Origin of the sequence: Enterococcus sp. B2E4, from assembly GCF_030499455.1 — a bacterium.
Classification (GTDB): Bacteria; Bacillota; Bacilli; order Lactobacillales; family Enterococcaceae; genus Enterococcus_D; species Enterococcus_D casseliflavus.
On record NZ_JAUKPK010000005.1, the window covers coordinates 240,277 to 253,687 of the forward strand.

At 44.9% G+C, this 13,411-nt stretch carries 11 protein-coding genes; 10 read left to right on the forward strand and 1 reads right to left on the reverse strand.

Annotated features, from left to right (window positions below; translation table 11 throughout):
• Positions 1–148 precede the first annotated feature (148 nt).
• The 6 genes from Q1X33_RS05160 to Q1X33_RS05185 all read left to right on the forward strand — a co-directional run bounded on the left by Q1X33_RS05160 (position 149) and on the right by Q1X33_RS05185 (position 8,588).
• Complete coding sequence (locus Q1X33_RS05160; protein ID WP_005226774.1) at positions 149–1,324, forward strand: SIS domain-containing protein; 1,176 nt, start codon at positions 149–151, stop codon at positions 1,322–1,324.
• A gap of 179 nt (positions 1,325–1,503) precedes the next feature.
• A complete protein-coding gene (gene lacD, locus Q1X33_RS05165; RefSeq protein WP_005226777.1) occupies positions 1,504–2,499 on the forward strand; it encodes a tagatose-bisphosphate aldolase in 996 nt (331 codons plus the stop codon).
• 417 nt (positions 2,500–2,916) lie between these two features.
• On the forward strand, positions 2,917–4,683 hold the full coding sequence (locus Q1X33_RS05170; protein WP_301969568.1) for a DUF2264 domain-containing protein: 1,767 nt from the start codon (positions 2,917–2,919) through the stop codon (positions 4,681–4,683).
• Positions 4,658–5,485, forward strand: a complete 828-nt coding sequence (locus Q1X33_RS05175; RefSeq protein ID WP_005226780.1) for a hypothetical protein — start codon at positions 4,658–4,660, stop codon at positions 5,483–5,485. The genes Q1X33_RS05170 and Q1X33_RS05175 overlap by 26 nt, the downstream gene beginning before the upstream one ends.
• A gap of 150 nt (positions 5,486–5,635) precedes the next feature.
• Positions 5,636–6,799, forward strand: a complete 1,164-nt coding sequence (locus Q1X33_RS05180; protein ID WP_005226782.1) for a glycoside hydrolase family 88 protein — start codon at positions 5,636–5,638, stop codon at positions 6,797–6,799.
• A gap of 13 nt (positions 6,800–6,812) precedes the next feature.
• Entirely contained in the window at positions 6,813–8,588 is a 1,776-nt protein-coding gene (locus Q1X33_RS05185) for a beta-galactosidase family protein (protein WP_301969569.1), read from the forward strand.
• Positions 8,589–8,612: 24 nt separating this feature from the next.
• Here Q1X33_RS05185 and Q1X33_RS05190 read toward each other — a convergent pair whose 3' ends face one another.
• Entirely contained in the window at positions 8,613–9,320 is a 708-nt protein-coding gene (locus Q1X33_RS05190) for a GntR family transcriptional regulator (protein ID WP_005226792.1), read from the reverse strand.
• Between the two features lie 190 nt (positions 9,321–9,510).
• On the opposite strand from Q1X33_RS05190, the gene Q1X33_RS05195 reads away from it, so the two are divergent.
• From Q1X33_RS05195 to Q1X33_RS05210, 4 genes are all read left to right on the forward strand, one after another.
• Positions 9,511–10,473 carry a PTS mannose/fructose/sorbose transporter subunit IIAB gene (locus Q1X33_RS05195; RefSeq protein ID WP_005226794.1) on the forward strand — a complete coding sequence of 321 codons (963 nt, stop codon included), beginning with the start codon at positions 9,511–9,513 and terminating at the stop codon, positions 10,471–10,473.
• A 140-nt stretch (positions 10,474–10,613) separates the two neighbouring features.
• Complete coding sequence (locus Q1X33_RS05200) at positions 10,614–11,402, forward strand: PTS sugar transporter subunit IIC (protein ID WP_301969570.1); 789 nt, start codon at positions 10,614–10,616, stop codon at positions 11,400–11,402.
• Positions 11,386–12,195, forward strand: coding sequence for a PTS system mannose/fructose/sorbose family transporter subunit IID (locus tag Q1X33_RS05205; RefSeq protein WP_005226799.1), 810 nt, complete (start codon positions 11,386–11,388; stop codon positions 12,193–12,195). Before Q1X33_RS05200 ends, Q1X33_RS05205 begins: the two co-directional genes overlap by 17 nt.
• A 354-nt stretch (positions 12,196–12,549) precedes the next feature.
• A complete protein-coding gene (locus Q1X33_RS05210; protein WP_005226804.1) occupies positions 12,550–13,161 on the forward strand; it encodes a class I SAM-dependent methyltransferase in 612 nt (203 codons plus the stop codon).
• Positions 13,162–13,411: the final 250 nt, after the last annotated feature.

Below are 13,411 nucleotides of genomic sequence, written 5' to 3' on the forward strand. Positions count from 1 at the left end.
TCGAGCAAAGAAAAGGCGTGTATTCAAAACCAGTGAGGTCGGGGAAGGTTGCCCTTTGGGTGATCGCTAAGCATTCATCCAAGACAAGCGCTCCTCGCACCGTCACTGGGAATACATACTGGAAAAACAGTAGCTAGGAGGAAGAAAGATGTTTCAACTGTCAACAAAGGAATTAGCAGAATTAGGTGCGGAGATTACAACAAGAGAAATCAAACAACAGCCAGAACTTTGGCACGAAACCTTGACGATCTATCAAGAAAAGCAAGAGGCGATCGCGACTTTCTTACGTACCATCAAGCAAAAGACGGATAAACGCATTCGGGTGGTCTTCACGGGAGCGGGGACGTCGCAATATGTTGGAGATACGATCGTTCCTTACTTGAATAAGACGGGCGCAACTGCGGATTATCTTTTTGAAAGTATTGCTACGACGGATATTGTCGCAGCTCCAGAACAAGTTTTATTTGCGGATGAACCAACACTGCTCGTTTCTTTTGCTAGAAGCGGCAATTCACCAGAAAGTTTAGCAGCGGTCAAAATCGTCGATCAATTCGTTGCCGACAGTTATCATTTGACGATCACTTGTGCAGCCGACGGATCTTTGGCACAACAAGCTGTCGCTGATGAAACGAGCTATCTGTTATTGATGCCTGAGAGGTCAAATGATGCTGGCTTTGCAATGACGGGAAGTTTTTCTTGCATGGCTCTTTCCGCACTGCTGATTTTTGACCAGACGCCTCTGACAGAAAAGAGGCATTATGTTGAAACCCTTAGCCGATTGGGGCAAGAAGTGATCGACAGAGAAACAGAACTCCAAGTACTGACGGACCGTTCCTTTAAGCGGATCGTTTACCTTGGGTCAGGCACGTTGTCGGGGTTGACCAGGGAAGCACAGCTAAAAGTATTGGAACTGACTGCGGGAAAAATCGCCACCGTGTTCGATTCTTCGATGGGCTTCCGTCATGGACCGAAATCATTCGTAGATGATCAAACCCTCGTCTTTGTCTTTGTCAGCAATACGCCCTACACGCGGCAGTATGATCTTGATATGTTGGAAGAATTAAAGAGTGATGGCATCGCCGCCGCAGTGACTGCCATCGGACAGCCGGCAGCCGTGAATTTTTCAGGAACAAACTTTTTCTTTCCAGCTGATACATCATTGCCAGACGGTTATCTAGCCTTAGCAGACATTGTCTTTGCACAAACGATCGCACTGTTGGCATCGATCAAAGTCGGGAATACACCCGACACCCCTTCGCCAACGCGTACCGTCAATCGGGTGGTCAAAGGCGTGACGATTCATCCGTATAACAACGAACGATGACTGAGAAAGCCCACCACGAGCACGTATCTTTTCGTGTACGAAGTCGATACGTGCGGTGGTCAATCAGTTGAACGGCTTCATCAATAGACATTTTTATACGTGCTGACAACCGTTTCACCAACGCTGAAAAAAGTGAAAGCGGTTGATTCTTTGGCATGGACAAAAAAGGAGGAATTTTAATGAAAGCAACTGTAACGAAAGCCAAAAAAGCAGCGATGGATCGTCTGTCAACGAAAGAAGGAGTGATCGCAGCTTTAGCGATCGACCAACGAGGTGCCTTGAAAAAAATGATGGCAGCACTGGGCGCGGAGGCTGATGCAGAAAAAATCAGCCAGTTTAAAACGCTAGTCTCACAAGAATTGACCCCTTACGCGTCTTCTATTTTATTAGATCCAGAATATGGGTTGGCAGCTGCGCAAAGCCGTGATCCAGAGGCGGGGCTTTTGCTGGCGTATGAAAAAACCGGCTATGATGCGACTACGCCGGGACGTTTGCCTGATTTATTAGGGGAATGGTCGGTTGAGCGATTAAAAGCAGCTGGCGCAGATGCTATCAAATTTTTGCTTTACTATGATGTAGATGAAGATGCCCAGATCAATCAGTTGAAACACGTCTTTGTGGAACGACTCGGCAGCGAATGCCATGCGTCTGATCTGCCCTTCTTTTTAGAAGTCCTTTCCTATGATGCTAAGCTGCCTGAAGTCGACTCAAAAGAATATGCGCAACGCAAACCAGAAAAAGTCATCGGATTGATGAAGGAATTTTCAAAACCGCAGTACAAAGTCGATGTGTTAAAAGTGGAAGTACCAGTCAACATGAATTATGTGGCAGGTTTTGCCAAGGGAGAAGCCGTGTATACCAAGGAAGAAGCTGACGAGTATTTCAAAGCGCAAAGCGACGCGACGCATCTGCCGTTTATTTTTCTCAGTGCAGGGGTATCGGCCAGCTTATTCCAAGAAACGCTGGTTTTTGCCAAAGAAGCCGGTTCGACCTTCAATGGCGTCTTGTGCGGCCGGGCAACGTGGAAAGATGGTGTTGAACCTTTTGTAAAACAAGGAACAGAAGCAGCCAAAGAATGGCTAGCAAGTACTGGAAAACAGCACATCGAAGACTTGAATGAAGTGATCCAAAAGACCGCCACTTCTTGGTGGGATAAAGTCGCGGTCGAAGAATAGTTTTTTCGCTGTTTGACAAGAGAAATGGCCAGTAATCAGACATCTTAAGGGCTTTTGAGAAGAAGTGGTAGGCTTCTGACTTAAGGCTCTAGGGTGTCTTTTTCTAGTGAAAAAAGTTGATAGTATAACGGACGCTGACCTCATCTAGACAAAAAAGGGTTAGCAAAAAAATTATGAAAAAAAGTCAGAGCACTATGGATGATTTATCATAATTTTTTCATATAGACTAAGTTAACTTTGCTAGTTAAAAGAAAAAGAAGGGAAGAAAATCAATCCTAAAAGATTTGTTAACAGGTTAAGTCAAAAATCCCTCGAGATCTTTTCTCATTTTTTAGCAGTATTGCCAGTAGAAGATCGCTTGATAAAAAAGCCGTTGCTTGCTATTCTGTTCTGTAAATTGACAGAAGGAGATGGCGTATGAAGCAAATGGCAATCAAAGAGAATCCATTTTTGACGCGTCTGGATTATCAGCGGGCATTGGAAGACATGATCGCTCCTTTGCGAGAAGCGATCTTGGCAGATGACTATCCAGGATTGAATCTAGGTAGCAGTGGGGCCGTATATGATCGAACACGGGCTGAGATGGAAGCGCTTGTGCGTCCTTTGTGGGGGCTGGCGCCTTATTGGAGGGTTTGCCCAGATGATCCGTTACGAGCAGCTTACGTAGAAAAAGTGATAGCAGGGACAGATCCTGAACACGCGTTTTACTGGGGAAGGATCACGGATTATGATCAATACATCGTGGAAGCAGCCGCATTGTCATTGACCCTATTGTTGCAGAAGGACGCTTTTTGGACAGCGTTGCCGCAGAAGAACCAGCGAAAGCTAGTGGCTTGGCTTTCCCAAGCACTTGAGTGCAAGATTCCTAAGAACAACTGGACATTCTTCAAAGTGTTGATACGCGTTGCCTTGTTTCACTGTGGGGAACCGTTGGCAAAAAAAGAATTGTCCCAAGAGTTGGCATTGATCGATTCCATGTACGTTGGCGATGGTTGGTACGTAGACGGGAAAACGACGCAGCGAGATTACTACATTCCTTTTGCGTTTCATTATTACGGCTTGATTTACGCTACATTTATGCAAGACGAAGATCCAGAATGGGCGCAGCGTTTTAAAGAGCGAGCCACGCTATTTGCGCAAGACTTCGTCTATTATTTTGATGAAGACGGCGAAGCCTTGCCCTATGGCCGCAGCCTGACTTATCGGTTTGCGCAAGGGGCATTTTTCTCGGCACTGGTTTTCGCAGACGTCGAAGCGATCCCATGGGGACAGATGCGAGGACTACTGGCGAAGCACTTGCGCAATTGGATGGCACAAGAAATTTTCACTTTCGATGGTCGCTTGTCCATCGGGTACCACTATGAAAATCATGAAATGGCAGAAGGGTATAATGCACCAGGCTCGCCTTATTGGGGGCTGAAGACCTTTTTGCTTTTAGCGGTCGCAGAAACGCATCCTTTTTGGCGGGCTGAACCTGAGCCAATCAAAAGAGAGCCGCAAAAACGGATTGAAAAAGGCAATATGTTGCTGGTGCACAATGAAAAAAGCCATCATCTATTGGGGTATCCTGCAGGCTTGATGCTTGAACAGCAAGCCCATGCTCAAGCAAAATACAGCAAATTCGTCTATTCGAGCAAACTTGGTTTCAGTGTGCCGAAAGCTGGCGTCACGTATGCCGAAGGCGCCTTCGATAGCACATTAGCTATTGCTCGAGATGGCAGCTATTTTCGCACGAAGGGCGCAGTCATGGATTATCGAGTGACGGAAAAAGGGGTCTTTTACCAATGGGCGCCCTTTGAGGAGGTAGTGATTGAAACTGAGATTTATCCCTTTGGTCAGTGGCATGTGCGCGTGCACGAGTTGACGACGACGATTTCGTTGGACCTTCGTGAGGGCGGATTTAGTGTACCGCTGACAGGACGGTTGCCTCAGGCCCAAACAGGACCGACCTGGAGTCGAGTCAGTGAAGAAGGCTTTTGTTCTCAAATCATCAACATCAAAGGCTATCAACAAGCCAGTATTGTTCAGCCAGAAGCCAATACCTCCGTCTTTTTTCCAAGAACCAGTTTTCCATACTTAGCACAACATATCCTGCCAGGGAAGCACCGTTTGATTTGTTTAGTCGGTGGTATCGTAGAAAAAGAAAGGAGCGATCCAAATGATTACGCTAGCAATAAAAAATAAGCAGGACCAGGTGATCGTCGGTCGCATCGACCATGAAAAAGAACCAGCGCCGTTTCAAGTTTCTGGTGATGATTTGGCCGTATTAGCCATTAAAAACTATCCCTATGAGGAAGGAGATAAGATCGTCGTTGAGGTGACAGGGGAAAATCCGTATTATGTCCTTCAGCTTGATGAAACCTTAGCACCGTCACTGATCTATCTTTCCCAATCCACTTGGGAATATCAGATCCCTTGGACGGAATCTCATCGAAAGTCCTCGGTGGAAACGGCCTTTACCTCGCAGCGCCATCACCTGATGGTGCGCAAAGCCCAGGCGTTTGAGATCACAAATTATCAAAATTTATCTTTCAATGCCCATGATCAAAAGTCAGCGACAGGGGCGTATCCTCATGCTTCAGCGAATGTGGAGACGCGAGATGATTCCGTCTTTTTTGCCAAGAATGCGATCGATGGAAAATATGGCAACCGATCCCACGGTTCGTATCCGTTTGCTTCTTGGGGCATCAATCAGCAAGCCGATGCTGCATTGACCATTGATTTTGGTCGTCCCGTCTTGATCGATCGGGTTCGTTTTCTATTACGGGCAGATTATCCCCATGATAGCTATTGGACCAAAGGGACCTTGGTCTTTGCTGATGGAGAAGAGCTGGTGGTGGAAACGACAAATACGGCGTCATTTCAAGAAGTTCGTTTTCCGAAAAAAGAAACGACTAAGCTGACCTATAAAGAGCTGCAAAAAGCAGAGGATGATTCCCCATTTCCAGCTCTTACACAAATCGAAGTATTTGGTTGGAACTGTTAAAAAAAAGAGGACAAGAGCATGACAGGTCTGCATTTGTGGGCAGTTGTCATGCTCTTTTTTTAGGAATCAATGAAGGATGGTCGCTTTTTTTGTTCGTTTACGTTATAATAATTTCAGTTAATATGTTAACAAGTTAAGGAGAGGGTAAACATGCGTCTGCAAGAGAACAAACAACGCTTGATCCTGTTAGGAGAAAAAGTGACCGATGTGTGGTTAGCGGATAAAATCACCGCGTGCATCCAACAGATCGAAAAAAATAGTCAGCGCTTTGGCACACAGTTTCCTTCAGCCTGTGCCACCAATGGCAAATATCGGCTGAAAGGCAACGATGATTGGACCAATGGCTTTTGGACCGGGATGTTGTGGCTCGCCTATGAGTGGACCAAAGAAAAGAACTTTTTGACTCGAGCTATGGAAAATATCGACAGTTTTCAAACGCGTTTAGACGACCATTTTGTATTAGATCATCATGATATTGGTTTTTTATATAGCTTATCTGCCGGTGCGGGCTACAAGATCACTGGCGATGAACACTGCAAGCAAGAAGTCATTCAAGCAGCGGATGTTTTGCTGGCACGGTTTCAAGAAAAGGGGGAATTTATTCAAGCATGGGGCACTTATGGCGACCCACAAGAATACCGCTTGATTATTGATTCGCTACTGAACTTGCCGCTTTTATTTGCAGCAACTCAATTGTCGGGAGAGCCTCGTTACGCAGAGGCCGCGAGTAAGCATTATCAGACAGTCCGAAAGACCGTCATCAAGAATGACGCTACCACCTTTCATACGTATTATTTCGATCCTGAGACGGGGCAGCCAAGTCACGGTGCGACGCATCAAGGAAACAGCGACCAATCGATTTGGGCACGAGGGCAAAGCTGGGCGATTTTAGGGCTTCCTTTAAATGAAAGCTACTTGCATAGCCAGCCTTTTCCAGAAAATTATCCGCAGATCGTGGAGGTGTTCTTAGCGCATTTACCCGCAGATCTCGTGCCGTATTGGGACTTTGATTTTAACGACCAACATCCTGCTGAAAAAGACAGCTCAGCTTTAGCGATCGCAGCTTGTGGCTTGTTGGAAGCAGAGAAAATGGGGGCGTATCCCGATGCTAAAAAAATCGCTAAGGGGATGCTTTACCAATTAGGCGAGCAGTATGCAGCGAGCCAAGTGCCAGAAAATGAAGGCTTATTGCTGCATGGTGTGTATGCTCATGCGGAAGGCAAAGGCATCGATGAACCCAATCTTTGGGGTGATTATTTCTATTTAGAAGCATTGCTCCGATTGGCATTGCCTAATTGGCGAAGATACTGGTAAAGGGGAAGACGACATGCGAACGTTTGAGATAAAAGAAGATTTTTTGTTAGATGGAAAACCAATCAAATTGATTAGCGGAGCGATCCATTATTTCCGCATGACATCGGCGCAATGGGCAGATAGCCTCTACAATCTAAAAGCACTGGGAGCCAACACAGTTGAGACCTACATTCCTTGGAATCTCCACGAACCTCGTGAAGGAGTCTACGACTTTGAAGGAATGAAAGACATCTTTGCTTTTGTAAAGCAAGCCCAAGCGCTAGGCTTGATGGTCATTTTGCGGCCTTCCGTCTACATTTGTGCTGAATGGGAATTTGGCGGGCTGCCAGCTTGGCTGTTAAACGAACCGATGCGGTTGCGCTCAACCGACCCACGCTTCATGGCAAAGGTGCGTAACTATTTCCAGGTCTTGCTGCCAAAGCTTGTGCCGTTGCAGATCACCCATGGGGGACCAGTGATCATGATGCAGGTGGAAAATGAGTACGGCTCTTATGGAATGGAAAAAGCGTATTTGCGCCAGACCAAGGAGTTGATGGAAGAATGCGGCATCGATGTACCCTTGTTTACTTCAGATGGGGCATGGGAAGAAGTCTTGGACGCTGGGACATTGATTGAAGACGATGTCTTTGTCACAGGCAATTTCGGCAGTCGTTCCAAGGAAAATGCGGCTGTGATGAAAGAGTTTATGGCAAAACATGGCAAAAACTGGCCCATCATGTGCATGGAATATTGGGATGGCTGGTTCAACCGCTGGGGTGAGCCAATCATCAAGCGAGACGGTCAAGACTTAGCCAATGAAGTCAAAGAGATGTTAGCAGTCGGTTCCTTGAATCTTTACATGTTCCATGGAGGCACGAACTTTGGCTTTTCCAATGGCTGTTCCGCTCGGGGGGCGCTGGATCTACCACAAGTGTCCAGCTATGATTACGATGCTTTACTGACAGAAGCAGGAGAACCTACCGACAAATACTATCAGGTACAAAAAGCCATAAAAGAAGCCTGTCCCGAAGTGTGGCAAGCCAACCCACGGACCAAGCAATTAGCGGCATTAGGAACCTTTCCCATCGAAAACAGTGTCTCGTTATTGGCCATCAAAGACCAGCTGATGACACCGCAAGAAAACATGTATCCACTAACAATGGAAGCTGCCAGTACAGGCTACGGCTATTTGCTCTATTCGGTTCAGTTAAAAAACTATCATCGAGAAAACAAATTAAAAGTGGTAGAAGCTAGCGATCGGCTGCATATTTTTACCGACGGCCAATTACAGGCGATCCAATACCAAGAGACGCTAGGCGAGGAGCTATTGATCCAAGGGGCACCAGATAAAGAAACCATCGAGCTAGATGTCTTAGTTGAAAACTTAGGGCGCGTGAACTACGGGTTTAAATTGAATGGGCCTACACAAGCTAAAGGCATCCGTGGAGGTATCATGCAAGACATTCATTTTCATCAAAGCTATCATCATTACCCATTGACGCTTTCCGCAGAGCAGCTGCAAGCCATCGATTATCAAGCAGGAAAAAATCCGACACACCCCTCCTTTTATCAAACGACCTTCACGCTGACAGAGGTGGGAGATACGTTCATCGATTGCCGTGGGTATGGCAAAGGCGTCGTTATCGTCAACGGCATCAATCTTGGTCGCTATTGGCAACGTGGCCCCGTGCATTCCTTATACTGTCCGAAAGAATTTTTGAAAAAAGGCAGCAACGAAGTCGTAGTATTTGAAACCGATGGCGTGGAGATCAAGGAGCTCGTTTTCTGTGATCAACCTGTCGTGGAATAAAAAGATAGAAGTAGAGACCCAAATTTACGCGGGCTCTACTTCTATTTTTGTTTTGAAATATTTCCAATGCTTGTAGCTGACGATGTATTCAGCGACACTTCCATCTGCCAAATAGGAGTGCTTGACTTGTTTGACCGCAGGCTCTCTGAAGCTCAGTTGCAATAAGTTCAACAATTCAGCGTCATCAGGAAAGACGATTTCGTTGGTTTCAACAGAAGCTAATGAGAAAAGGTCGATCGCAAAGTCTTTTCGGACCCGCTCATAAACACTGGCATACCGGTTGAGGTTTTTGGCGATCGGTTCTTTCATCAGCTTCTTCGGCAAATGAGTGATGTGAACCAAGAAAGGAACTTCGCCAAAATAGCGGACCCGTTTGATTCGGTAGTAGGAAGCACTGGCAGCCAAGCCTAATTCTTTCAAAATCTCGGGGTCATTTCCTTCTTCCACCGCAAGGACCTTGACCTTTTCTTGGTCTAGTGAATGCAGCTCGATGTCGGAAAACTTCACACTCTGAGATACTTTTGCTTTTGAAACAAAGGTCCCTTTGCCTTGGATGCGATACAGATAGCCAGCACTCGTCAATTCATTCAACGCTTTGACTGCCGTGATCGAACTAACAGAATACATTCGCTTGATATCCGCCTCTGAATAAAACTTATCGCCGGGAATGAATTTATGGTCTTTGATTTCTTGTAAAAGATCTTGCTTGATCTGCTCATACTTTGGCAACACAGTGGTTTCCCTCCATTCCATATGAATACATCAAGCATAACATGTTAAATCCTTTCCTGCCACTTAATTATTGTAGAAAATATGTTGTTTTCCAGTCTGTACAGGCCTAAAAAATAAAATTCAATATGTTAAGATATTAGGTTTACGGATGGCTTGCCATGTGGTATAGTATCCTTACAAGGAACATAACATGTTAAGTGGGGCGACCTACGGAGTAGGAGGGAAATTAGTGGAAAACATTGTATTGATCAGTCATGGCGGCATGGCAGAAGGGGTCAAAAGCAGTCTGGAGATGATCGTAGGCCAACAAGCAAACGTTCACACCGTTTCATTGCGACCAGATAGTGACAATCTGCAGTTTGAAAAAGAATTGAACGAGAAAATGAAAGCCCTTAACGGTTCAACATTGATTATTGCGGATCTATTAGGAGGAACCCCGTGCAACGTTGCAGTCAAGAATTATTTAGAGGATGACAAAGTGGCGATTTTCGCTGGAATGACATTGTCCGTAGTGATCGAGGCAGTCGTCAATCAACGAGCGACGATCAACGAGCTGCTTTGCTTAGCCAAAGAAAACATCGTTGATGTCAAAGCAGGGATGAACCAGGCAGAACAAGAAATTTTAGAAGAAAAGCAAGAGGAATTAGGGGATTACAGTGCGTATGCTGGACAAGAAAATATTGTCAATAGTCGGATCGATGAGCGCTTGATCCATGGACAAGTCGCCGGTATCTGGTCCACCAGTTTAAACACGCAACGGATCATCGTGGCTAATGATGAAGCCGCCGCAGACCCATTACAAAAATCTTCTTTACGAATGGCAGCGCCAACTTCGATGCGACTTTCCGTCCTTCCAGTGGCAACTGCAGCCAAGAATATTCGCGCTGGTCGTTACGGCAAGCAACGGTTGTTTTTACTTTTCAAAAATCCCCAAGATGTTTTGCGTTATATTGAAGCAGATGGACCGATCAAAGCGATCAACGTTGGCAACATGAGCTACAAAGAAGGCGCACGGGAAGTGACCAAAAGCATTCAAGTGCTGCCAGAAGAAGAGCCGATCTTTGAAGCGATCGCCGCAAAAGGCATCACCGTCACGGCACAGCTTGTACCCAATGAACCATCGATCGACTTTATGAAGAAATTACGAGGATAAATCAGGCAGCGCTTCGATCGAGGAGAATATGTAGCGGAAGATTTGTCAAAAAACGAGTGTTTTTCACGATTTATCTGAGGCGACACAACGATCGATAACCAGTCAGTTAAGACTCGTTCATACAATTAGGAGGAAAATTCATGCATTTAGCAGCGTATCAAATCATTCTTATTACTGTTTATGCTTTTATTGCTATTAATGATTCACTTATTTCCAATACGTTGACCCAACCAGCGATCGCCGGAATGATTTCTGGAATGATCATGGGGGACTTGAAGACCGGTTTGATGGTCGGCGGTACCTTGCAGTTGATGCGTTTAGGGATCGCCGCATTTGGTGGTGCATCCGTCCCAGATTATTTTACCGGCGCAGTACTGGGAACGGCGTTTGCCGTGATCTCAGGAAACGGCGCGGAATACGGCATTGGCTTAGCAGTTCCAGTGTCCTTACTGATGCTGCAACTGGACGTCGTGGCTCGTTTTTGTAACGTATTTCTACTACACCGAATCGATAGAGCCATCGACAACATGCAAGTCAAACGAATCCCACGGTTAGTTTTATCGGGTTCTTTCTTATGGGGATTGTCACGGGCGATTCCGATTTTATTGATGCTTTTAGATGGAGATGCAGTCGTTACGACGATTACCGATAACACGCCAGAATGGCTGATGACTGGACTAAAAACCGCTGGTGGCGTCTTGCCAGTCGTCGGGGTAGCGATCTTATTGCGCTACTTGCCAACAAAGCACTACATTCCTTATTTGTTATTAGGCTTCTTTTTAGCTGCGTATCTGCAAGTCCCAATGCTCGGCGTTTCCATCATTGGGCTCGTAGCAGCAATGTTAGTCTTTAAACGAGATAGCGAAAAAGGCACCGTTGCAACGGCAGCTGCTGGAGATTTTGAAGGAGGATATGATGGCGATGAGTGATCAAAAACTGACAAAAAAAGAGTTGAATACCATTAGCTGGCGCTATATTTTGGCAAGCCAATTAAACTGGAACTATGAGCGAATGATGAGTTCAGGTTACCTTTACGGCATCCTGCCCGTCTTGAAAAAATTCTATGGCCACGATGAAACCCAGCTGCAAGATATGCTGCGGACCCACAATCAATTTTTCAATACCAATGCGATCTTTGGGAACTTGATCATGGGAATCGATGTCGCGATTGAAGAACAAGACGGACACAAAGCCAAAGAAACGATCATCGCCTTGAAAACGGCCTTGATGGGTTCCTTGGCCGGTGTCGGTGACTCCTTGTTCCACGTGATTTGGGGAACGATCTTTGGCTCTGTTGCTGGCACATTGGCGCAAAACGGTTCCGTCGTTGGCTGTGTCATCTGGATCATCGCCAACATCGCGTTACTTTTCGGTCGGGCAGCGTTGCTACCTCTAGGTTACAAACAAGGGGTCAAATTAGTGACGACCTTGAAAGACAAATTATCGGCCTTCACCAATGCCGCAACCGTTTTAGGGGTTACAGTGATTGGTGCCTTGATTCCCTCTGTGGTCAAAGCAACTGTTCCTTTTGTCTATAAAAAAGATGGCGTCGAATTGGTGATCCAAGACACGTTGGATGCCATCTTACCATCCCTTGTACCTATCTTGCTCGTCTTGCTGACCTACTGGATGTTAGGCCAAAAGAAACTAAATTCCACTCGAGTGATTTGGATCATCTTGATCTTGTCGATCGTTTTGAGTGCGTTTGGTATTTTGGGTTAGAATTAGCAGTAACAACTGATAGATAAGAATATGTAAATAGAAAAAGAGTGTGGAATATTTTTCCGCACTCTTTTTTTATAAAATAATTTTCTTATTTATACTCATAAATAATTTGATTTTAACAAAAAACCGTTATATTTACTCCTATAAATCAAATATTTTAATTATTTTTATTATATAATGATTGAAAAGCTATTTTTTGTTTGGGCAGTGGACTAGAAAAATGAGGATCTTTGGCTTGGTAACTAATTGACCAATTCACAAGGGTCTTACGGTGATTACGGTGATAATCTACTATTAGTGATAAAGCTGCCACCAAGCAATTCATAAAACAGCTAAAGGAGTGGGTAGGATTTGCTTGCAGTCAGATATGATGAACTATCATTAGAGTTTGAAACAAATGAAAGCGTATTTTCCCCAAAAGGGTTAGATGTAGGAACGAAAGCGATGTTAAAAGCAGCAGTTATCAATGACCAGGATAGAATTTTGGATCTGGGATGCGGTTATGGGTTTGTAGGAATTTATCTGGCAAAAAGGTATCCTGAAGCAGCAGTTACAATGACAGACATTTCAGCAAATGCCATCGACTTGACTACAAAAAATGCGCAACGAAATGACGTAGCACCAGAGATCGTCTTAAGTGAAGGATTTAAAGAAATCAGCGACAAAACGTTTGATGTTATTCTGTCTAATCCGCCGTACCATGTAGATTTTTCTGTACCAAAGGAATTTATCGAGAAAGCCTATCGTCAACTGGCACTCAACGGAAAGCTATACATGGTGACCAAGCGCCGAAAATGGTATGAGAACAAGATTCGCTCCGTTTTCGGTTACGTGAAAGTCACAGAAGCTGACGACTATTACGTATTTTACGCAGAAAAGCGGGCGAAAAATCCGTTAGTAAAAAAGAAAGAAAAAAAGATGTCAAAGAAGCTGCAACGGAAATATGGGAAGAGGAAAGGATGATATGTTAAAAGATTGATGAGGAAAAATTATACAAAAGAAAGTTCTGAAATTCACCTAGCATAGGCACTACAGTCACAAGGAAAATGGCAGTAAAGCTAAATAAGCTCGTTGATAGGACGCCCATTTCCTGACCCCAATTATTTCACTTGTAAGTTAGATTTTCTAAAAAGTGTTGCTAATTCTGGTAAGTTACTTAACGTATTGTTAGCGAATACATTGGTTCGAATAACAAACTTATAGAGGTAGATAA

What these genes read in the sequence shown, in the direction of transcription:
- Q1X33_RS05160 (WP_005226774.1), top strand. Translation starts at nt 149, where the DNA reads ATGTTTCAACTGTCAACAAAGGAATTAGCAGAATTAGGTGCGGAGATT.
- lacD (WP_005226777.1), top strand. Translation starts at nt 1,504, where the DNA reads ATGAAAGCAACTGTAACGAAAGCCAAAAAAGCAGCGATGGATCGTCTG.
- Q1X33_RS05170 (WP_301969568.1), top strand. Translation starts at nt 2,917, where the DNA reads ATGAAGCAAATGGCAATCAAAGAGAATCCATTTTTGACGCGTCTGGAT.
- Q1X33_RS05175 (WP_005226780.1), top strand. Translation starts at nt 4,658, where the DNA reads ATGATTACGCTAGCAATAAAAAATAAGCAGGACCAGGTGATCGTCGGT.
- Q1X33_RS05180 (WP_005226782.1), top strand. Translation starts at nt 5,636, where the DNA reads ATGCGTCTGCAAGAGAACAAACAACGCTTGATCCTGTTAGGAGAAAAA.
- Q1X33_RS05185 (WP_301969569.1), top strand. Translation starts at nt 6,813, where the DNA reads ATGCGAACGTTTGAGATAAAAGAAGATTTTTTGTTAGATGGAAAACCA.
- Q1X33_RS05195 (WP_005226794.1), top strand. Translation starts at nt 9,511, where the DNA reads ATGTTAAGTGGGGCGACCTACGGAGTAGGAGGGAAATTAGTGGAAAAC.
- Q1X33_RS05200 (WP_301969570.1), top strand. Translation starts at nt 10,614, where the DNA reads ATGCATTTAGCAGCGTATCAAATCATTCTTATTACTGTTTATGCTTTT.
- Q1X33_RS05205 (WP_005226799.1), top strand. Translation starts at nt 11,386, where the DNA reads ATGATGGCGATGAGTGATCAAAAACTGACAAAAAAAGAGTTGAATACC.